The sequence below is a fragment of the Salipiger marinus genome, from assembly GCF_035481585.1.
Taxonomy (GTDB): Bacteria; Pseudomonadota; Alphaproteobacteria; order Rhodobacterales; family Rhodobacteraceae; genus Salipiger; species Salipiger marinus.
Genome location: NZ_JAYKSL010000010.1, coordinates 16764 through 35389 on the forward strand (window position 1 = coordinate 16764; position 18626 = coordinate 35389).

An 18626-nucleotide genomic window follows, 5' to 3' on the forward strand; every position below is an offset into this window, starting at 1 on the left:
GCCCCGGTCTCTGGGCCCCGTGATCCGATTTGCGCTGGCAGCCGCTGCCGGTGCCCTTGGCGTGGCCGCGCTGGCGGCGGCGCTGTTCGAGGGCGGCACGCTGGTGGCGCTGGCCCTGCATGGCGCGGGGGCGGCGCTAGCCGCCTTGGGTCTGGCGCGCAGCCATCCCCATTCCGCGCTGGGGCTTGCCAATCTGGTGACGCTGCTGCGGATGATGCTGGTGGCGGTGCTGGCCGCCCCCTTGGTGCCCGGCGGCAGTGCTGCGGGCTGGGTCGTGGTGGCGCTGGCCGCCGTGGCGCTGGCGCTGGACGGGGTGGATGGCTGGCTGGCGCGGCGGCAGGGGCTGGCCTCCGGTTTTGGCGCGCGCTTCGACATGGAGGTGGATTCGGCGCTGGCGCTGGTGCTGGCAGCCCTTGCTTGGGCGGAGGGCACGGTGGGGCCGGTGGTGCTGCTGCTCGGCCTGCCGCGCTATGTCTTTGTGGCGGCGAGCCGGGTGCTGCCATGGCTCGACGGCCCGCTGCCCGACCGCCGCTCGCGCAAGCTGGTCTGCGTGGTGCAGATCGCCACGCTGATCGCGCTGCACCTGCCCGGCCTGCCCGCCGCCATGGCCCCGCCGCTGGTGCTGGCGGTGACGGCGGCGCTGCTGTGGTCCTTTGGCCGGGACGTGCTGTGGCTGTGGCGCGCGCGCGGATGATGCTGGCGCTGCGTCTGGCTCTGGCGGCGCTGGTGCTGCATCTGGTGCTGGTGCTGCCCGGCCATCCCGGCGCGCTGACGCCGGGGGCGCTGCTGCTGCTGCCGCTGGAACTGCCGCTGCTGCTGGCCCTGCTGGTGGCGGGGCGGGGCGCGCGCTGGCTGCGCGGGCTGATCGTCGCGGTGCTGATGCTGAGCGTGGCGCTGCGGCTTGCGGATCTGGCCATGGTCACCGCCTTTGCCCGGCCCTTCAACCCGGTGGGCGACCTGCCGCTGGCCGCCGCCGCGCTGAACCTTGCCCAAGGCAGTCTGGGCACGCCGATGACCGTGCTGGCGGTGCTGGCGGCTGTGGGCGCGCTGATCGTGGTGGCGGTGCTGCTGTGGCGGGCCACCGGGGGCTGGGGCCGGCTGCGCCCCCGGTCCCGCCTTCTGCCCGTGGCGCTGACGGCCGCGCTGGCGCTGCTGGTTGTGGCCCAGACCGGCGCCGCCATGGGCCGCTGGCGCCTGCCCGCGGATCCGCCCGGCACCGCCTTTGCCACCCGCCATCTGACCGAACGGCTGGTGCTGGTGGACCGCACGCTGCAGGATCTGCGCGAATTCCGCGCCGCCGCCGCCCGCGATCCGTTCGCCGGGGCGCCGGATCTGCTGCAGGCGCTGGACCGCGACCTGCTGGTGATCTTCATCGAAAGTTATGGCCGTGCCAGCCTTGATGGCCCGCTTTACGCCGACACCACCCGCGCCACGCTGCAGGGTGCGCAGACCCGGCTGGCGGATCTGGGGCTGGCCATGGCCTCGGGCTGGCTCGCCTCGCCGACGCAGGGCGGGCAAAGCTGGCTGGCCCATGCCACCTTTGCCAACGGGCTCTGGGTCAATGACCAGAGCCGCTATGCCGCCGTGCTGGCCAGCGGGCGGCAGACGCTGTTCCACCATGCGGGCCGGTCGGGATTTCCCACGGCAGCGGTGATGCCGCAGATCACGCTGGACTGGCCGGAAAGCGCGGTGATGGGGTTTGACACCATCCTTGCCGCGCAGGACCTGGGCTATCGCGGCGCGCCGTTCAACTGGGTGACCATGCCCGACCAGTATACGCTGAGCGCGATGGACCGGCTGCTGCTGGATCCGTCCCGCGACCGGCCTGCGGTGGTGCAGGTGGCGCTGGTGTCGTCCCACGCGCCATGGGTGCCGGTGCCCGACCCCCTGCCCTGGGAGGAGGTGGGCGATGGCAGCCTGTTCACCCCCATGGCGCTGGCGGGCGATCCGCCCGAGGTGGTCTGGCGCGATCATGACCGCGTGCGCGAGCAGTATCGCAAGGCCGTGGCCTACAGCCTGCGCACCGTGCTGGACTATGCCGCGCGCCATGCCGGGGATGCGCCGCTGATGATCGTGCTGGGCGACCATCAGGCGGCGGGATTTGTCGCGCAGGAAAGCCGCCCCGACGTGCCGGTGCATGTGATCGGCCCGCCCGGTCTGGTGGCGCGGCTGGCGGCGCAGGGCCTGACGCAGGGGCTGATCCCCGCCGCCGATGCGCCGGTGCGGCCCATGGACCAGATGCGCGACCTGATCCTGTCCAGCCTGACGGATCCCGCCCCATGAGCCGGGCCACGCTGATCCGGCTGGCGCAGGCCGCCGTGGCCTGCGCGCTGCTGGTCCTGCTGTGGCGGGTGGCGGACGGGGCGCAGGCGCTGGATCTGCTGCGCGGCGCCGATCCGCTCTGGCTGGGGGCGGCGCTGCTGGCGCTGGCGGCGCAGACCGTGCTGTCGGCGCTGCGCTGGCGGCTGACGGCGGCGCGGCTGGGGCTGCAGATGGGGGCCGGACGGGCGGTGGCGGAATATTACCTTGCCCAGCTTGTCAATCAGGCGCTGCCCGGCGGGGTGCTGGGCGATGCGGGCCGGGCGCTGCGGGCGCGCGGCAGCGCGGGGCTGCTGGTGTCGGGTCAGGCGGTGGTGATCGAACGGCTGGCCGGACAGGCGGCGCTGCTGGCGGCACTGGCGCTGGGGCTGGCGCTCGGCGGGCGGATGCTGCCGCCCGCGCTGCTGCTGCCGGTGCTCATGGTGCTGGGCATCGCCGCGCTGCTGCCGCTGGCGCTGTGGGCGGCGCGCGCCCTGCCCGGTGCCCTGGGCCGCGCCGCGCGCAGCTTTGCCGGGGCCTGCGCCCGTGCCCTGCTGGGCCGCGACACCCTGCCCCGGCAGCTTGGCCTCAGCCTTGGCACCGTGGCCTGCAACCTTGCCGCCTTTGCCTTCTGCGCGCGGGCCACCGGCACCACCCTGCCGCTGGCGGCCATTCTGACGCTGGTGCCGCTGATCCTGCTGACCATGGTGCTGCCGCTGACCATCGGCGGCTGGGGCCTGCGCGAAGGGGCGGCGGCGGCGCTGTTTCCGCTGGCGGGCGCCAGCGCTGCCGCCGGGCTTGCGACCAGCATCGCCTTCGGGCTCATGCTGCTGGTGTCGGTGCTGCCGGGTCTGGTGGCGCTCTGGCCCGTCCCCCGCGCCCGCGCCGACCCGCGACCCTGATGCCATCTTGCCAAACCCGTTCCCCGGCTTAGCCTAAAGACACCCCTCAGGAGGATCCGATGACCCGCCCCGCCCCCTTCAGCCGCCGCCGTTTCCTTGGCACCGCCACCGCCGGGCTGGCCCTGCCCGCCCTGCCCCGCCTTGCCCGCGCGCAGTCCAGCGCCGCGCTGCAGCTGTCATGGCAGCATTCCGTGCAGTTCGCGGGCAGCTATATCGCGCAGGATCGCGGGTTCTGGTCCGAACAGGATCTGGAGGTGACGCTGCTCCCCGGCGGTCCGAACGCGCCGGTGGAGCCGCCGGTGGTGTCGGGCACGGCGCTGATCGGCATTTCCGCCGCCGATTACACCGCCGCCGCCGTGGAACAGGGCGCGCCCTTCCGCATCCTTGGCGTGGCGATGCAGAAGAACCCCTTTGTCATCGCCTCGCTGCCCGACAACCCCGTGGCGCAGCCTGCCGACCTGATGGGCAAGCGCATCGGCATGGCGCTGGCCAATACCCCGGTGCTGCAGGCGCTCTGCACGCTCAACGATGTGGATATCGACCGGATCGAGGTGGTGCCGACCCAGTATTCCGCCCAGCCCCTGCTGGCGGGCGAGGTGGACTGCCTGCTGTGCTGGGAAACCGATCTGCCGGTGGCCATGGCCATGCAGGGGATCGCGGCGCAGACCATGCTGATGGCCGATCACGGCTATGCGCTGCATTCTCAGACCTATATCGCCACGCTTGACAGCCTTGCCAACCGCCGCGCCGAACTGGTGGCGCTGCTGCGCGGCGAGCTGCGCGGCTGGGAGGCCTACCGTCAGGACACCGCTGCCGCCGCCGCCCTGACGCTGCAGATGTACCCCGATGCCGGGCTTGATCTGCCAACGCAGGAACTGCAGGCCGAACGGCAGGTGCCGCTGATGTTCTCCGAAAGCACGGACGAGCATGGCTTCGGCTGGTGGTCCGACGCGGCGGTGGAGGACAATATCGCAACCCTTGCGCTTCTGGGCCGGACGGTGACGCCGGATCTGTGGGACCGCTCCATCCTTGAAGAGGTCCATGGCAGCTGACCGCACAGACCCGCCCGCGGTGATCTGCCGCGCCGTGGCCAAGACCTTTGCCGGGGGCACCGAGGCGGTGCGCCCGCTCGACCTGCGGCTGGAGCCGGGGCAGACCACAGCACTGGTGGGGCCCTCGGGCTGCGGCAAGTCCACGCTTCTGCGGATGATCGCGGGGCTGGAGCCGCCGACCAGCGGCAGCATCGAGATCGGCGGCGCGCCCCCCGCCGAAACCCTGCGCCGCGCCGATCTGTCGGTGGCGTTTCAGGATCCCTCGCTGCTGCCATGGCGCAGCGTGCGCGGCAATATCGCGCTGGCGCTGAGCCTTGCGCGCCGCCCCGCCGATGCCCGCGCCATCGACGAGCTGATAGCACTGGTGGGGCTGGAGGGCTTCGGCGACACCCGGCCCGCGCAGCTGTCGGGGGGGATGCGCCAGCGCGCCGCCATCGCCCGGGCGCTGGTCACCGAACCGCGGCTGCTGCTGCTGGACGAGCCGTTCGGGGCGGTGGATGAACTGACCCGGCAGCAGCTGGCGCAGGATCTGCCCCGGCTCTGGGAGGCGCGCGGCACCACCACCGTGCTGGTCACCCATTCCGTGACCGAGGCGGTGATGCTGTCGGACCGCATCCTTGTGCTGTCGCCGCGCCCCGCCGCCATTGTCGCCGACATCGCCATCGACCTGCCGCGCCCGCGCGCCCCCGGCGATGCCCGCACCGATGCCTTCGCCGCGCTGACCGACGCGGTGCACGAGGCGCTGTCGCAGGGCATGGCGCGGGCAGAGCCGCCCTTGGCCGCGCAATGACGGCACTTGCCCTGCCCGCCCCCGGCCCGCGCCTGCGCGGGCTGCTGCTGACGCTGCTGGCGCTGGCGGGGTGGGAGCTGGCGGCGCGGGCGCTGACCGGCGCCTTCGTGCTGGCAGCCCCCTCGCAGGTGCTGGGCTGGCTCGCCGCCCATCCCGGCCTGATGGCACGGGCGCTGCGCGAGACGCTGACCAATGCGGCGGCGGGCTTCGTGCTGGGCAATCTGGCGGCGCTGGCGCTGGCGGCGCTGGCGCTGCTCTGGCCGCGCGCGCAGGCGCTGGTGACCGGCGTGGCGCTGGTGGTGTTCTGCCTGCCGCTGGTGGCGACCGGGCCGATCCTGCGGGTGATCTTCGGCCCCGGCGCCGGGCCGCAGATCGTGCTGGCGGCACTGGCCGTCTACTACACCACGCTGATCCCGCTGCTGGTCGGGCTGCGCGCGGCGCCTGCCAGCTGGTTCGATCTGGTGCACAGCTACGGGCGCGGGCGCTGGTCGGCGCTGGTGCATGTGCGGGCGCGCGCGGCGCTGCCCTATCTGGTGGCGGGACTGCAGATCGCCGCGCCTGCGGCCTTTCTGGGCGCCATGGTCGGGGAATTCACCGGGGCGGAGCGGGGGATGGGAGTGCTGACCATCCGAGCGCTGCGCGGGCTCGACGTGCCGATGACATGGGCGCTGGCCAGCGTCGCCACCGCCGTGGCGATGCTGGCCTATGTGGCGCTTGGCGCGCTGGCGAGGCGGCTTGCCCCCGACGCGCCGCCGCTCCTGCTGAGCCCGCCGCCCGCCCCGGCCCGGCGGCAGGGGCTGCGCGCGGCGATGCTGGTCTCTGCCGCCACGCTGGCGCTGTGGTGGGGGGCGATCGCCCTGTTTGGCCTCAACCCGTTCTTCGCCAAAAGCCCCACCGATGTCGCCGCCGCCCTGCTGACCGATGCCGATGCGGGCGCCACCCGGGCCAAGCTGGGCGTGGCGCTGGCGGAAACCGCCGCTTTCCTGCTGCCCGGCTATCTGGCGGGGCTGGCGGCGGGGGCGGGGCTGGCCATGGCGCTGGTGCTGGCGCCGCAGGTGGCAGGCCCGGTGATGAGCGCCGCCATCGCCCTGCGCTCGGTCCCCATCGTCACCACCGCGCCGCTGATCGTGCTGGCGCTGGGGCGGGGGGCGGCAGGCACCGTGACGCTGGTGGCGGTGATGGTGTTCTTTCCGACGCTGGTCGCCTGCCTGCACGGGCTGCGCCAGACGCCGGGACAGGTGATGGACGTGATGGACAGCTTCGCCGCCACCCGGCTGACCCGGCTCCTGCGGGTGCGCATCCCCGCCATGCTGCCCGCCTTTTTCGCCGCCGCGCGCATGGCGGTGCCCGCCGCCGTGCTGGCGGTGACGGTGGTGGAATGGCTCGCCACCGGGCGCGGGCTTGGCAGCCTCATGGCGCTCTCCGCCTCGCTGTCGGATTACGACCTGCTCTGGAGCGCGGTGGTGCTGACCACCACGCTCTCCGCCCTCTGCCATGCCGCCGTCGCCCGGGTTGAGGCCCGCGTGCTGCGCCGCTATGCCCCGGAACAGCTGACATGACCCTGCGCCCCGCCACCTTTGCCATCCCCGGCGACATCACCACGCTGACGGGGGGCTACATCTATGAACGCCGCCTGCTCGAAGGGCTGCAGGCGCAGGGGCGCGACATGGCCCACCTGCCCTTGGGCGCCACATTCCCCGCCCCCAGCGATCCCGACATGGCAGAGGCTGTGGCGCGGCTGGCGGCTCTGCCGCCCGACCGCGTTCTGATCCTCGACGGGCTGATCTACGGCTCCATCGCGACCGAAGGGCTGGCCCGGGTCCAGAGCCCGATCGTGGCGATGATCCACCATCCGCTCGCGCATGAAACCGGGCTTGATCCCGCCCGCGCCGCGCATCTCTTCCGCACTGAACGCGACAATCTGGCGCTCGCCGCGCATGTGCTGGTGCCAAGCCCGCATACCGCCGCCCTGCTTGCCTCCGACTATGGCGTGCCGCCCGACCGCATCACCATCGTGCGCCCCGGCACCGACCGTCCCACGCTGCCCCCCTGCCCCGCCGACCCGCCGCTGATCCTGTCGGTGGGCATCCAGCACGCGCGCAAGGGCCATGACATCCTGCTGCGCGCGCTGGCCGAGGTGACCGATCTGGACTGGCAGGCGGTGATCGTGGGCAGCCCCCATGACCCCGCTTTCGCCGCCGATCTGGCACGGCTGCACCGGAGGCTGGATCTTGGCGCCCGCGTCACGCTGGCGGGGCGGGTCAGCGCCGGGGATCTGGCGCAGCACTACAGCCGCGCGCAGATCTTTGCGCTCGCCACCCGCTACGAAGGTTATGGCATCGTCTTTGACGAGGCGCTGGCCCATGGCCTGCCCATCGTCACCTGCGCCACCGGCGCCGTGCCCGATACCGTCCCGGCAGAGGCCGGGCTGCTGGTGCCGCCCGATGACGCGCCCGCCTTCGCCCGCGCGCTGCGCGAGATGCTGCAGGACAGCGCCCTGCGGCAGGCCAAGGCCGGTGCCGCCCTGCGCGCAGGGGATGCCCTGCCCGGCTGGCAGGACACGGCGCGGCGGGCCGGTCAGGTGCTGGACGCGCTGCCGTAACCGCGCCTAATGCGGCACGCTCGACGATCCGATATCGCCGATGGCCAGCACCGGGGCGGCATCCAGATCGCGCGCATCAAGCATCCCCGCCACGCGCTCCAGCGCGGCGACCAGCATCATCTGCTCCCAGCCCTCCAGCGCCTCGAAGGCTTTGACATAGCGCTGCTGCAGCGCGTCGGGGGCTTCGGCCACGGCGGCGCGTCCGCGCGCGGTGATGTTCACATTGGTCTGGCGCCGGTCCACGTCGGAGCGTTCGCGCGCCACATGGCCGCGCGCCACCAGCTTGTCCACCAGCGCCGTGACGGTGGCCTGACTGACCCCCATCTGCTTGGACAGCTCCTTGGGCGTGGCGGTGCCGCCCTTGCCGGACACGATCTGCAGCACGCGCAGCTGCGCGGGCGTCAGGCCGGCGGCACTGGCGAGGTCTCGGGTATATAGCTCTGTCGACCGCAGGATGCGGCGCAGCGCGATAAGGCTTTGGTCGGTACGGTCCATGATCCCTCCGGGAAGTGTCACAGGATCGCACAGAAGGGGGAAATGCTTCAACATGCGAAACATGTAGGGATTTTATTTCGTCTTGCTAATGATTTTTTTCGGAACCCGCGCCAAATGCCGCTTATAGCGTGCTCTAACCGCCTTGAACCATGGTGCTTTTGCGGGGTGCTGCCCCAATTTTTGGCAGTCCAGAGAGGGGGTTGCTTTTTTCGTGGGTCCACTTACTTTGATGGACGAACGAAACAGCCCCGCGAGGACTTCATGCCCAAGGACGTTAACCAGAGCGAAACCCGCACCCCTCTCCTGCGCAAGCCGGAGTCGACCGATGGTGCTGCGATCTGGGAACTGATCAAGGACTGCAAGCCGCTCGACGAGAATTCGATGTATTGCAACCTGATTCAGGCCGACCATTTCGCGGATACCTGCGTGCTGGCGGAACTGAACGGCGAGGTTGTGGGCTGGATCTCCGGCCACATGATCCCTGGCGAGAACGCGCTTTTTGTCTGGCAGGTTGCTGTCAGTGCCAAGGCGCGTGGCCTGGGTCTGGGCAAGACCATGCTGTTTGAACTGCTCAACCGCAAGGAAACCGATGGCGCTGTCGCGATCAAGACCACGATCACGCGCGACAATGACGCCTCGTGGGGCCTGTTCCGCAGCTTTGCCCGTGCCGTTGGCGGCGAGCTGAGCGACGCGCCGCATTTTGAAAAGTCTGCCCATTTCGACGGGCAGCACGACACCGAACACATGGTGACCATCGCCCTGCCCCGGGCAGAGCTTCGCTCTGCTGCCTGATCGGGCGGCGACCGTCACCTTATTCCCCAATTCCCGAAAGGACATCTCATGGCCAAGGACATGACACCCGAGATCTATGCGCGCCGCGAAAGCGAAGCGCGCAGCTACTGCCGCAGCTTTCCCGTGACCTTCACCAAGGCGCAGGGGTCGGTGATGACCGACAGCACCGGGCGCGAGTATCTGGACTTTCTGGCCGGCTGTTCCTCGCTGAACTACGGCCACAACGATCCGGACATGAAGGCCGCGCTGATCGAACATATCAGCAATGACGGCATCTCCCATGGTCTGGACATGCACACCGATGCCAAGGCCGCCTTTCTGGAGGCCTTCGAAGAGATCGTGCTGCGTCCGCGCAACATGGACCACAAGGTGATGATGGTCGGCCCCACCGGCACCAACGCCGTCGAGGCGGCGATGAAGCTCGCCCGCAAGGTGACGGGGCGCACCAATATCGTGGCCTTCACCAACGGCTTTCACGGCATGACCGTGGGCGCGCTGGCCGCCACCGGCAATTCCGGCAAGCGCGGTGGCGCGGGCCTGCCGCTGGCCGGGGTCACCCACCTGCCCTATGAGGGCGCCTTTGGTCCCGATGTGGACACGCTGGCGCAGATCGAGATGATGCTCGACAACCCGTCTTCGGGGCTTGACGCGCCGGCCGCCTTCCTCGTGGAGCCGGTGCAGGGCGAAGGCGGGCTCAACGCCGCCTCCGCCGACTGGCTGCGCGGCATCGCAAAGCTCGCCAAGAAGCACGGCGCGCTGCTGATCGCCGATGACATTCAGGCGGGTCTGGGCCGCACCGGCACCTTCTTCTCCTTCGAGGAGATGGGTTTCCAGCCGGACATGATTCCGCTGGCCAAGTCGCTGTCCGGCATGGGCCTGCCCTTTGCCGCGCTGCTGCTGAAGCCGGAACTGGACGTGTGGAAGCCCGCCGAACACAACGGCACCTTCCGGGGCAACACCCATGCCTTTGTCACCGCCCGCGTGGCGCTGGAAAAATTCTGGAAGGACGACACCTTCCAGAAGGATCTGGCCACCAAGGCCCAGCTGATCGAAGAAGAACTGACCCGCATCGCCGAGATGGTGCCGGGTGCCAGGCTCAAGGGCCGTGGCCTGATGCGCGGCGTCGATGTGGGCTCGGGCGAACTGGCGGGCGCGATCTGCGCCAAGGCCTTTGAACTGGGGCTGATCATCGAAACCTCGGGCGCGGATGACGAGGTGGTCAAGGTGCTGGCGCCGCTGACCACGACCCATGCCCAATTCCGTCAGGGCTTTGCGATGCTGCGCGAAGCGACCGAAGCCTGCCTGACCAAAAACACCAAGATTGCTGCGGAGTAACCCATTATGATCGTGCGTGATTTCAACGAACTGAAGACCACCGACCGGGCCGTTTCGGATGCCCGCTGGACATCCACCCGGATGCTGCTGGCCGATGACGGAATGGGATTCTCCTTCCACATCACCGAACTGGAGGCCGGGTCGGAACACACGTTCCACTACAAGCACCATTTCGAAAGCGTCTACTGCATGGCGGGCGCGGGCTCCATCACGGATCTGGCGACCGGGGAAACCCACCAGATCAAGCCCGGCGTCATGTATGCGCTGAACCTGAACGACAAGCACACGCTGCGCGCCACTGAAAAGCTGGTGATGGCGTGCTGCTTCAACCCGCCGGTGACGGGCACGGAGGTCCATCGCGAGGACGGATCCTACGCCCCGGCGGAGACAGCCTGAGAGGTCCAGATGACCCAGACCCAGCAAAATCACACCGTCGAGAAAATCGGCGGCACCTCGATGTCCCGCGTCAACGAACTGCGCGACACCCTGCTCATCGGTGACCGCGAAGGGGCGGCGCTTTATAACCGCGTGTTCGTGGTCTCCGCCTTTGGCGGGATCACCGACCTGCTGCTGGAGCACAAGAAATCCGGCGAGCCGGGCGTCTATGCCAGCTTCGCCGAGCAGGACAGCGGCCATGGCTGGCAGGATGCGCTGACCCGCGCCGCCGAAGCGATGATCGCGGCGCATGAATCCGTCCTGGATCATCCCGGCGATGTCGAACAGGCGACGGATTTTGTCCGCTCGCGCATCGACGGCGCCCGCAACTGCCTGATCGACCTGCAGCGGCTCTGCACCTATGGCCATTTCCGGCTGGCGGAGCACATGCTGCAGGTGCGCGAACTGCTGTCCGGCATCGGCGAGGCGCATTCCGCCTTTACCACCATGCTGATGCTGCGCCGCGCCGGTGTGAATGCGCGGCTGGTCGATCTGTCCGGCTGGCGCGACGAGGGCGACGTGACGCTGGATGACCGCATCCGGGGCGCCATGTCGGGCATCGATCCCGCCACGGAAATGCCCATCGTGACCGGTTACGCGCAATGCGCCGAAGGTCTGATGCGCGAGTTTGACCGCGGCTATTCCGAAGTGACGTTTTCCAAGCTGGCGGCGCTGACCGGCGCGCGCGAGGCGATCATCCACAAGGAATTCCACCTGTCCTCCGCCGATCCGCGGCTGGTGGGGCCGGAAGCGGTGCGCAAGCTGGGCCGGACCAATTACGACGTGGCCGACCAGCTGTCGAACATGGGGATGGAGGCGATCCACCCCAAGGCTGCCAAGACGCTGCGTCAGGCGCAGGTGCCGCTGCGCGTCACCAATGCGTTCGAGCCTGCCGATCCCGGCACGCTGATCGATGACTGCCCGGCGGAAACCCCGGCGGTGGAGATCGTCACCGGGCTCGACATCATCGCGCTGGAAGTGTTCGAACAGGATATGGTCGGGGTCAAAGGCTATGACGCCGCCATTCTGGACGCGCTGACCCGGCATGACGTGCGCATCGTGTCCAAGGTGTCCAACGCCAACACGATCACGCATTACGTCGACACCTCGCTGAAATCGCTGCGCCGGGTGGAAAAGGATCTGGCCGCGATCTACCCCTCGGCCGAGATCCGGCACCGCACGCTGTCCATCGCCTCGGTGATCGGGCGCGACCTGAGCGGGCTTGCGGTGCTGCAGACCGGGCTTTGTGCCATCGCGGATGCCGGGCTGGAGGCGATCGGCGCCACGCAGGGGCCGCGCAATGTCGACGTGCAGTTCATCGTCGACCGCGACAAGCTGAAGCCGATCATCAAGGCGCTGCATGGCGCCTTCGTGGAGCAGGATCGCGAGGGTCTGTCACGCGCCGCGTGACCGCCCGAGGCTTTGCGACCTTACCGACCGGAAGGACCGGGGCCAGCGCTGGCCCCGGTCCTTTTTGCATGGGCCGTCAGGCGGCGGCGCGCAGCACGGGATCGGTCACCTGGCTGTCCATGTCGAGCGGGCGCAGCGGCGTAAGCCCCCTGCCCTGCAGCGCGCCGTGATAGGCCCGCACCGCCTCTGCCGAAGGGACGGCGCCATCGGCCACGGCGCGCAGCAGGCTCACCAGCGCACGCGGATCCTCTGCCTGCGCGATCCTGCGCCCCAGAAGCGCCAGCCGCCCGCCAAAGCGTTCCGTCTGCGCCACCAGTTCCAGCGCGTCACGCGTCGTGCCCGCCGCCCCGCCCTGCACCCCCAGCACCAGCGAGGGGTCGAAGCTGGCCAGTTCCTCCAGCGCGGCGGGGCCGTTATAGGTCAGGCGCAGGAATTCCGGACGCTCGCGCGAGGTGAGCCCGGCCAGCGCCCGGATCACCGCATCATTGACGAAGCCCCCCACCTGATCGGGCGCCAGCCCGCTGGCCGGGCCGGGATTGCCCACCTCCAGCGCGTGGCGGAAGCGGTGGCGCCGCGCATCCTCGCGGAACTCGGCATAATGGCGCAGCGCCAGCAGATCGGCATCGCGGTCATTGCTGAAGCTCAGCCCATAAAGCCCAAGATCGCATCCCAGCCGCCGCGCCTCTGACAGGCTGGAACTGCGGAAGGGGCGCGGCGGCTCGCGGTCATAACGCGCGCCCCTGAACTGCCAGTGATCGGTGTTGTCATTGGCGCGGACCGCCGGGGTGACACGGCTGGTGTCGTAAAGCCCCCTGCCCTGCACCACCTCCAGCGAACTGAGCGAGGTCAGCATCAGGTCGATCACATCCTGTTCGACCATCTGCTGCACCGTCGCCAGAAATTCGGCCCGGCTGCGCGGACGGCCCGGCGCGCCCCCCTGCCCGGGGTGATGCCCCACCGCCAGCATCGCCCGCGCCAGATCGCCATCGCGCGCGTCGCCCAGAATAAAATCCCCGGCGCGATAGGCGCCATGGCGGATGCGGGACAGCTTTTCATCCAGTCTGAGCACGGAAGACTCCTGTAGCGGCAGCGCGCCATCCTGTGCCTGCAAAGTCTTAACTTTTGCCTAACACCATGCAAAAGTGATGAAGATTCCCAACCGGAGCGCGTCATGACCTGCCCGATCTACCGCCTGCTGGCGCTTGGCCCCGCCCGCACCCGGCGCGAGATCGCCGGGATCTGCGGGCTGTCGCGCGCCACCACCGCCGAGCGGCTGCACCGGCTGCAGCAGGCCGGGCTGGTCCATGAGGGTGCGCAGGCCGCGCCGGAGGGCGGGCGCCCGGCGCGGCTGTGGCAGATCAACGCCACCCATCGCAGCCTGCTGGCGCTGGACCCGACCGAAGGCCGGGCGCGGATCGGGCGCTATGATCTGGACCTGACGCTGCGCGAAAGGCGCGACCTGCCGCTGCCGCCCGGGGCTGACGCCGCGACCCTGCTGGACCTGCTCTGCCCCGCAATCGCGGCGCTGTGTCAGGACGCGCCGCCGGTGGCGGGCGTGGCGCTGGCGCGCGACGAGGCGGCGCAGGAGGCCCTGCCCGGCCTGCTGCGCGCCCGGCTGGGCCTGCCCGTGACCAGTGACCGCGCGGTGGCGCTGATGGCGCTGGCCGAACACCGCCAGCACTGGCCCGACCGGCAGCATCTGGTCTTTGTCGTGGCGGGCACCGGACTGGGCTGCGCCATCCTCAGCGACGGGCGGCTGCTGCGCGGCGCTGGCGATGCTGCGGGCGGGATCGCGCATCTGCGCCATGGCGCGGCCCCGCACCCGCCCTGCCCCTGTGGCCGCAGCGGCTGTCTGGAGGCGCGGGCCAGTGGCTGGGCCATGGCGCGCGATCTGCGCGCGGCAGGTGTGGCCTGCCCCGACACCCCGGCGCTGCTGGCCCTGTGCCACAGCGGCGATGCTCAGGCGCTGCGGCGCGTCGCGAAAGGCGCGCGCCTGCTGGGCATGGCCTGCGGTGATCTGGTGGCGGTGCTGAACCCGCAGACGCTGGTGATCGGCGGGGCGCTGGCGGGGCTTGGTGATGTGCTGCTGCGCGAGATCCGCGCGGCGATCTATCGCCGCTGCCCGCCGCAGATCACCGCCGGGCTCGACATCCGCACCGCGCGCGGCGACCTGCTGGCGCTGACCGGCGCCGCGCATCTGGCCCGCGACGCATGGCTGACCCCCGACAGCACAAAGGCGTAACCCGTGGGTTACGCCTTTGTCCGGAGCGTTCAGACTTCCGTAACCCGCGGGTTACCCCTCGCGCAGCACCGCCTCGAACGCCTCGATGGCGCGCTGCAGACGCCGCCGGTCGACCGAGGAAAAATCCGTCTCCGACAGGATGCGGCATTCGCCCTTGCGCGCGGTGATCTTGGTGGCGCCGACGTGGAATTCGTATTTCACGCTTTTCTGCCGCGCCTCCGGCTTTTCGCGCGCGACATCGGGCGCGGGGCTTTCCACGAAGCGGCGCAGGATCTCTGCCTGATCCTCGGCACTGGCGACCCCGGTCAGCGACTGGCGCAGCCGGGGCGACAGGTCGGGCTGCGCCTGCAGCTTGCGCGCCACATCCACCCCCAGATTGCGCGCCACCGCCTTGGGGAAGCGCAAAGCTTCGCCCAGCTCTTCCAGCAGGAAGACGAAGCTGCGGATGTAGGAGCGTTTCATCTTGTGCAGCGAGGCGTAAAGCCGCCCCACCAGCGCCTCGGCGCTCTGGCCGTCCATCGTGTCTTCGCGGGCGGCGGTGATCGCCACCTGCGCCATCTCGGCAAAGCTCAGATCCTCGCGGATCACATTTTCCTCGACCATGTCGATGTAAAGGTCGATGCGGCTGGCCGCCCCTTCGGCCACCCGCGCGATGGCATGACCAAAGCGGTCATCGCCGGATTCGACCCGCAGCTGCTGCAGCGCGGTCAGACGGCGCCAGCCCTTCTTCAGCTGGTAATTGCCCGCCGCATCGCGGAACACCTCGATCGGTTCTTTCTGCCCACGCTCCCGGATCGAGGCCTTGAGTTCCTCCATCTCGTCAGAGGCCGCGACAGCAGACAGGTCCATCCGGTCGCGGGGCAGGGCATCGATGCGGATCTCGTCCAGCGGCAGCGCCACCAGCACCCGGCCTTCGGACTGCGCGGCGCGGAACGCCTTGGCGTCCTGCGCGTTCTGGCGGCGCTGCTCCACCAGCGACTCAGTGCTTTCGGTCATGCTGCTCGCCGCCTCGCGCACCGCAGCCCCCATCGGGCCCACGTCGCGGCGGCGCGGCGAGACCGGATCCGCCGCGATGGGGCCGAAGCCGAACTTGTTCTTGCCGCTCATGCCTCACCATCCTTTCTGCTGGCTTTTGCTTCCCACGCGCGCAGCACCACCTGCCGGAATTCCGCATAGGCGGCGTCAAAGCTCTGCCGGGCGCGCTTCCATGTCTCGCGCGTCATCTGGCGGTAATCCTGTTCATAGACCGACTGCTGGAACCGCCCCGACTGTTCGACGGCGCGCGTCATCTCGATCGGGTGCTGGCAGACATCGTCGCCGAACACGTTGCGGAAGGCATCCATCATCGCGACATGCAGCGGGTTCGACGCCTCGAACCGGGTCATCAGCAGGCGCACGTCGTCAAAGCGTTTGGGCAGGCGGATGCCGGCATCCTCGGCCACCTTGCCGAACCCGTCGGAAATATCCTCCAGCGCGTCGCCAAGCTGGCCCAGAAAGCTGGTGGTGCTGTCATATTCCCAATAGCCGGGGCCGGAGGGGATATAGAGGATGTCCGCCGCAAAGGCCGCGTTCAGCGACTGGTAGCCGATGGCGGGCGGGCAGTCGAAGATGATGAGGTCATACTGATCCTGCGGCAGCTCATCCAGATAGCGGGCCACGCAGCCGAAAAAGCTCCACGCCTTGTGCATTGCCCGATACTGGGCCGAGGCGAATTCCACAAAGGCGGCATTGGCGCAGCTGGGGATGATGTCGATGGTGGCCCATGCGGTTTTCTGGATGAAGTCCTGAATCCGCTGTGCCCCGATGGACTGCACATCCTCGGGAAGCTCGTCGGCGGTGGGGTAGGGGCAGTCGGCGGGGTCGTCATAGGCGGCGGCGATGCGGTCGGCCTCGCGGCACAGGTCGCGGCACATGATGCCCCAGACGGTGTTCCATTCCTTGACCTCGACCAGCCCCATGGAATGGGTCAGCGTCGCCTGCGGGTCGAAGTCGATGACCAGCACCCGGTAGCCGTCCAGCGCTGCGGCATTGGCCAGATGCTGCGCCACCACGGTCTTGCCGACGCCGCCCTTGAAGTTCGACACTGCCACGCGCATGGCCCGGCCCGGCGGGCGCTTGGGCAGCAGCGTATGGCCCCGGAACCGCACCCGGCGGCGCAGTTCGTTGATCTCGGCCAGCGTGAACCAGCGCTGGCGGCCATCCTCCTCTACCGTGCCCTGCGGCAGCGAGGGGTCATCGGCCAGCTTCTTGCGCAGCGTGTCGGCGGGCACGTCGAACATGAACTGGCTGATTTCCCAGATGGAGAAGGGGCGGAGCGTCTTTTCCTCCGCCGGAGAGAACGTCGCCCGCCGCACTGCCGCCTGCTGGGCGAGGCTGCGTTCGTTCATCGTCTGTAGATCGCTGTGATCGCGCATGACCCTGCTCTTGTTTTCTGCTACTGTCGCCTCAATAACGCGAATTGCCCAAAGTTCAAAATGCCAAGTCCCGAGTTTTTCGTTTTTTCCGTCAGGATTCGGATTAACGCGATTTCTGCGACCCCGCCGCAACAGATAGGGGGACAGATCCGGGCCAATGGGCAGCGATAGGGGGACATCGCAGGGGGGATAAGGGGGCGACAGCCTGTCCCCCATTACCAATATACCGATCTTTTCTTCGTTTTTCAGGAAAGAGCCGCCGATCCCGTTCTTAGCAATTCATTGACAAACGACGGGATAGCTGAACACTGAGGGTCACAGAGGAATCGGCCAAAGCAGCCGGCCCCCTTGAGGCGTGCGAGACAGATCATGGATGCGAAACGGTTCACCGGCCCACAGGCCGGATCCCAGAAATACGACCTGCTGACGGCGCTGGCGGTGGCGGGGCTGTGTGGCAGCCCGGGGTTCCAGACCTCGATGCTGCGGCTGATCGCGCTGGTCACGGCGCGCTACAACTGGGCGCGGGACGAGCTGACCGTGGGGCAGCGGGAAATGGCACGGATGTGGTCGGTGGACGAACGCACGGTGAAACGCGAGCTGAAGCGGCTGACCACGGCGGGGGTGCTGGTGCAGCTGCGGCCCGGGGTGCGGGGCAGGGTGGCCGCCTACCGGCTCGACATGGCCGAGGTGCTGCGGCTCAGCGCGCCACACTGGGACCGGGTGGGGCCGGATTACAGCGCCCGCATGATGGGCCAGATGGGCCGCAGCGAGCCGCCGCAGGCGCCCGAGGACAAGGTGGTGCGGGTCGATTTCGGCGCACGGGTGCCCGCTTCCAGCCCCGCCCCGCTGCCGGTCGCGCCGGCCCCGGCAGCGGCGGATCCGTGGGGGCGCACGCTCGACCGTCTGGCGCGCAGCGAACCTGCCCTGCATCGCAGCTGGTTCGGCGGGCTGCGCGCGGCGGAGTTTGCCGAAGGCGTGCTGCAGCTGACGGCGCCTTCGGGCTTTGTGGCGCAATATGTCATGACGCATCATCTGCGCCCGCTGCTGGGGGCGGCGCAGATGGAATATCCCGGCCTGCGCCGGGTCGAACTCAGGGCGCGCTAACGGATCGCCTCGCTGCGGCGGCGCAGCCGGTGCAGCACCTCCTCGGCGCCGGTCTCTCCCTCCAGACGGCGCCAGCGCTCCAGCAGGGGGGCGCCGGAATTGCGGCAGTGATGCGCCATGGCGGCGCGCGCCGCCGGGGCATCGCGGGCGGCCAGCGCCTGCATGACGGCGGTGTGTTCGTCACGCGAAAACCGCGCGATGTCGGCGGCATTCTGGCGGTTGTTGAGCCGGGTCCATTCGGGATAGCGCAGCCGCACCCGCCAGAACTCCTCCACCATCGAGACGAAGACCGAATTGCCGGTGCTGCGGGCGATGATCAGGTGAAACTCCCGGTCATGCGCCTCGATGCGGGGGAAGGGCAGGGTGGTGTCGCACATGCCCTCGATGCAGGCGGAGAGCGCTGCAAGCCCTTCGTGAGTGATCTCGGTGGCGGCGATGGCGGCGATCTCCGGCTCCACCACGAAACGCGCCTCGACCAGTTCGAAATAGCCGGGCAGGCCCGCCGCCTCCGGCGCGGCGGCGGGCAGGGGGTCGGCCACGAAGGCGCCCGCGCCAAAGCGGGTGACCACATAGCCCATCAGTTCCAGCGCGATCATCGCCTCGCGCAGGGTGGTGCGGCTGACCCCCAGCCGCGCCACCAGATCGCGGTCGGGCGGCATCTTGGCCCCCGGCGCGAAGTCCCCCGCCCGGATGGCGGCGGCAAGTTCCTCCGCCGCCAGCCGGTAGCGTGGGGTCTGCTGGATGGCGCTTAGCAT

At 69.5% G+C, this 18626-nt stretch carries 18 protein-coding genes; 13 read left to right on the plus strand and 5 right to left on the minus strand.

Going from position 1 to position 18626, the window contains the following annotated elements; translation table 11 throughout:
* The first annotated feature begins 19 nt into the window (after positions 1-19).
* Genes VK682_RS14250 through VK682_RS14280 form a run of 7 tightly spaced genes read left to right on the plus strand, consistent with a single transcriptional unit; the run spans position 20 to position 7644 of the window.
* Complete coding sequence (locus VK682_RS14250; protein WP_230796412.1) at positions 20-694, plus strand: CDP-alcohol phosphatidyltransferase family protein; 675 nt, start codon at positions 20-22, stop codon at positions 692-694.
* Positions 670-2283, plus strand: a complete 1614-nt coding sequence (locus VK682_RS14255; RefSeq protein WP_324782085.1) for a sulfatase-like hydrolase/transferase — start codon at positions 670-672, stop codon at positions 2281-2283. Before VK682_RS14250 ends, VK682_RS14255 begins: the two co-directional genes overlap by 25 nt.
* A complete protein-coding gene (locus VK682_RS14260; RefSeq protein WP_230796414.1) occupies positions 2280-3200 on the plus strand; it encodes a lysylphosphatidylglycerol synthase transmembrane domain-containing protein in 921 nt (306 codons plus the stop codon). The genes VK682_RS14255 and VK682_RS14260 overlap by 4 nt, the downstream gene beginning before the upstream one ends.
* A 59-nt stretch (positions 3201-3259) precedes the next feature.
* A complete protein-coding gene (locus VK682_RS14265; RefSeq protein WP_089848437.1) occupies positions 3260-4252 on the plus strand; it encodes an ABC transporter substrate-binding protein in 993 nt (330 codons plus the stop codon).
* The gene (locus VK682_RS14270; protein ID WP_324782086.1) at positions 4242-5042 is read left to right on the plus strand and encodes an ABC transporter ATP-binding protein; all 801 of its coding nucleotides are present in this window, start codon (positions 4242-4244) and stop codon (positions 5040-5042) included. Before VK682_RS14265 ends, VK682_RS14270 begins: the two co-directional genes overlap by 11 nt.
* The gene (locus VK682_RS14275) at positions 5039-6601 is read left to right on the plus strand and encodes an ABC transporter permease (protein ID WP_230796416.1); all 1563 of its coding nucleotides are present in this window, start codon (positions 5039-5041) and stop codon (positions 6599-6601) included. The genes VK682_RS14270 and VK682_RS14275 overlap by 4 nt, the downstream gene beginning before the upstream one ends.
* Positions 6598-7644: a glycosyltransferase family 4 protein gene (locus tag VK682_RS14280; protein ID WP_230796417.1), complete on the plus strand. Its 1047-nt coding sequence runs from the start codon at positions 6598-6600 to the stop codon at positions 7642-7644. The genes VK682_RS14275 and VK682_RS14280 overlap by 4 nt, the downstream gene beginning before the upstream one ends.
* Before the next feature lie 6 nt (positions 7645-7650).
* On the opposite strand, the gene VK682_RS14285 is transcribed toward VK682_RS14280, so the two are convergent.
* Entirely contained in the window at positions 7651-8139 is a 489-nt protein-coding gene (locus tag VK682_RS14285) for a MarR family winged helix-turn-helix transcriptional regulator (protein WP_089848431.1), read from the minus strand.
* A gap of 261 nt (positions 8140-8400) precedes the next feature.
* Between VK682_RS14285 and ectA the strand changes: the two genes are divergently transcribed.
* Genes ectA through VK682_RS14305 form a run of 4 tightly spaced genes read left to right on the plus strand, consistent with a single transcriptional unit; the run spans position 8401 to position 12111 of the window.
* Positions 8401-8931 (plus strand): diaminobutyrate acetyltransferase, encoded by a 531-nt coding sequence (gene ectA / locus VK682_RS14290; RefSeq protein WP_089848429.1) that lies wholly within the window; start codon positions 8401-8403, stop codon positions 8929-8931.
* 60 nt (positions 8932-8991) lie between these two features.
* Positions 8992-10266 (plus strand): diaminobutyrate--2-oxoglutarate transaminase, encoded by a 1275-nt coding sequence (ectB, locus tag VK682_RS14295; protein ID WP_089848528.1) that lies wholly within the window; start codon positions 8992-8994, stop codon positions 10264-10266.
* 6 nt (positions 10267-10272) lie between these two features.
* Positions 10273-10662 (plus strand): ectoine synthase, encoded by a 390-nt coding sequence (locus tag VK682_RS14300; protein ID WP_089848427.1) that lies wholly within the window; start codon positions 10273-10275, stop codon positions 10660-10662.
* Between the two features lie 9 nt (positions 10663-10671).
* A complete protein-coding gene (locus tag VK682_RS14305) occupies positions 10672-12111 on the plus strand; it encodes an aspartate kinase (protein ID WP_324782087.1) in 1440 nt (479 codons plus the stop codon).
* A gap of 76 nt (positions 12112-12187) precedes the next feature.
* Here VK682_RS14305 and VK682_RS14310 read toward each other — a convergent pair whose 3' ends face one another.
* A complete protein-coding gene (locus VK682_RS14310) occupies positions 12188-13180 on the minus strand; it encodes a beta/alpha barrel domain-containing protein (protein WP_324782088.1) in 993 nt (330 codons plus the stop codon).
* 102 nt (positions 13181-13282) lie between these two features.
* On the opposite strand from VK682_RS14310, the gene VK682_RS14315 reads away from it, so the two are divergent.
* Positions 13283-14353 (plus strand): ROK family transcriptional regulator, encoded by a 1071-nt coding sequence (locus VK682_RS14315; protein ID WP_324782089.1) that lies wholly within the window; start codon positions 13283-13285, stop codon positions 14351-14353.
* A gap of 51 nt (positions 14354-14404) precedes the next feature.
* On the opposite strand, the gene VK682_RS14320 is transcribed toward VK682_RS14315, so the two are convergent.
* The gene (locus tag VK682_RS14320) at positions 14405-15460 is read right to left on the minus strand and encodes a ParB/RepB/Spo0J family partition protein (protein ID WP_089848421.1); all 1056 of its coding nucleotides are present in this window, start codon (positions 15458-15460) and stop codon (positions 14405-14407) included.
* Positions 15457-16767, minus strand: coding sequence for an AAA family ATPase (locus VK682_RS14325; protein WP_089848419.1), 1311 nt, complete (start codon positions 16765-16767; stop codon positions 15457-15459). The genes VK682_RS14320 and VK682_RS14325 overlap by 4 nt, the downstream gene beginning before the upstream one ends.
* A 369-nt stretch (positions 16768-17136) precedes the next feature.
* Between VK682_RS14325 and VK682_RS14330 the strand changes: the two genes are divergently transcribed.
* A complete protein-coding gene (locus VK682_RS14330; protein WP_230796422.1) occupies positions 17137-17871 on the plus strand; it encodes a hypothetical protein in 735 nt (244 codons plus the stop codon).
* On the opposite strand, the gene VK682_RS14335 is transcribed toward VK682_RS14330, so the two are convergent.
* Positions 17868-18626 carry a FadR/GntR family transcriptional regulator gene (locus tag VK682_RS14335; protein WP_230796424.1) on the minus strand — a complete coding sequence of 253 codons (759 nt, stop codon included), beginning with the start codon at positions 18624-18626 and terminating at the stop codon, positions 17868-17870. The two genes, VK682_RS14330 and VK682_RS14335, sit on opposite strands and share 4 nt — an antisense overlap.

What these genes read in the sequence shown, in the direction of transcription:
- VK682_RS14270 (WP_324782086.1), top strand. Translation starts at nt 4,242, where the DNA reads ATGGCAGCTGACCGCACAGACCCGCCCGCGGTGATCTGCCGCGCCGTG.
- VK682_RS14320 (WP_089848421.1), bottom strand. Translation starts at nt 15,460, where the DNA reads ATGAGCGGCAAGAACAAGTTCGGCTTCGGCCCCATCGCGGCGGATCCG.
- VK682_RS14315 (WP_324782089.1), top strand. Translation starts at nt 13,283, where the DNA reads ATGACCTGCCCGATCTACCGCCTGCTGGCGCTTGGCCCCGCCCGCACC.
- ectA (WP_089848429.1), top strand. Translation starts at nt 8,401, where the DNA reads ATGCCCAAGGACGTTAACCAGAGCGAAACCCGCACCCCTCTCCTGCGC.
- VK682_RS14305 (WP_324782087.1), top strand. Translation starts at nt 10,672, where the DNA reads ATGACCCAGACCCAGCAAAATCACACCGTCGAGAAAATCGGCGGCACC.
- ectB (WP_089848528.1), top strand. Translation starts at nt 8,992, where the DNA reads ATGACACCCGAGATCTATGCGCGCCGCGAAAGCGAAGCGCGCAGCTAC.
- VK682_RS14325 (WP_089848419.1), bottom strand. Translation starts at nt 16,767, where the DNA reads ATGCGCGATCACAGCGATCTACAGACGATGAACGAACGCAGCCTCGCC.
- VK682_RS14265 (WP_089848437.1), top strand. Translation starts at nt 3,260, where the DNA reads ATGACCCGCCCCGCCCCCTTCAGCCGCCGCCGTTTCCTTGGCACCGCC.
- VK682_RS14330 (WP_230796422.1), top strand. Translation starts at nt 17,137, where the DNA reads ATGGATGCGAAACGGTTCACCGGCCCACAGGCCGGATCCCAGAAATAC.
- VK682_RS14275 (WP_230796416.1), top strand. Translation starts at nt 5,039, where the DNA reads ATGACGGCACTTGCCCTGCCCGCCCCCGGCCCGCGCCTGCGCGGGCTG.
- VK682_RS14300 (WP_089848427.1), top strand. Translation starts at nt 10,273, where the DNA reads ATGATCGTGCGTGATTTCAACGAACTGAAGACCACCGACCGGGCCGTT.
- VK682_RS14335 (WP_230796424.1), bottom strand. Translation starts at nt 18,626, where the DNA reads ATGCTAAGCGCCATCCAGCAGACCCCACGCTACCGGCTGGCGGCGGAG.
- VK682_RS14280 (WP_230796417.1), top strand. Translation starts at nt 6,598, where the DNA reads ATGACCCTGCGCCCCGCCACCTTTGCCATCCCCGGCGACATCACCACG.
- VK682_RS14285 (WP_089848431.1), bottom strand. Translation starts at nt 8,139, where the DNA reads ATGGACCGTACCGACCAAAGCCTTATCGCGCTGCGCCGCATCCTGCGG.
- VK682_RS14260 (WP_230796414.1), top strand. Translation starts at nt 2,280, where the DNA reads ATGAGCCGGGCCACGCTGATCCGGCTGGCGCAGGCCGCCGTGGCCTGC.